General features: G+C 61.5%; 1 pseudogene. It reads left to right on the top strand.

Going from position 1 to position 973, the window contains the following annotated elements:
- Positions 1–973 (top strand): annotated as a pseudogene (locus tag LVS58_RS24940) (type IV secretion protein Rhs); the annotation flags it as partial.

Raw genomic sequence — 973 nt, 5'->3', positions numbered from 1 at the left:
TGCCGGCCAGTTGACGCGCTATGTCGACCCTGCCCAGAAAACCCTGCAGTTTCGCTACGACCCCAGCGGCCGATTGGTCGAACGCACCGACGCCATGGGCTACAGCGTGAAGTTCCGCTACGACGCCTATGGTCGGCTACTGCAACTTACCAACGAGAATGACGAGTCATACCGCTTCGGCTGGGACGAACTGGACCGGCTGGTGGCACAAAAAGACCTGGATGGCAGTGGCCGCCTCTATGCCTACAACGTGCTGGATGAGGTCGTTCGTCTTACCCATGTGCCCTCGCCTGACGAGCAGCCGCCCCTGTCCGACAACGCCCCGCCGACACGGACGGCTGCCATCCGCCACGACTTCGAGCGGGACGCAATCGGCCGGCTTGTCAGCAAGCGCACTGAAGATGGCATCACCGACTACCGCTACGACGCGGCCGACAATCTGTTGTCCATCACCTTCACGGACAACCAGGGCAAGAAGCAGCAACTCGATTACACCTACGACCCCAACGGGCAACTGCTCAGCGAAACCAACAGCGCTGGCTTGCTGCAGTACCGCTACGACGAACTGGGCAACCTGCAGACGCTAGTCCTGCCCGACCAACGCGAACTCAATCACCTGTACTACGGCAGCGGGCACCTGCACCAGATCAACCTGAACGGCCGGGTCATCAGTGATTTCGAGCGCGATGCGGTGCACGACGAGGTCCTGCGGACCCAGGGCAAACTGGTCACCCGCACACGCTACGACACCAGCGGTCGCCTGGCCGGCAAGGCTATTCACTACCGCGATGCCCCTGCTGAAGTGCTGCCGCTGCTGGACAAGGCCTATCGCTACGATGCCAGCGACAACCTGATTGCCGAGGTACTCACCCAGACCCAACGCCGCGGCATGACCAACGCCGCCAATGACGAAAACGCGCATCTTGAACAGATCATCGGTCGCTTCCTTGACCTACCCCACACGGGCAAGACC

The organism is Pseudomonas sp. JR33AA, from assembly GCF_021378985.1.
Lineage (GTDB): Bacteria > Pseudomonadota > Gammaproteobacteria > Pseudomonadales > Pseudomonadaceae > Aquipseudomonas > Aquipseudomonas alloputida.
This window is presented reverse-complemented; position numbering and strand designations above follow the sequence as displayed.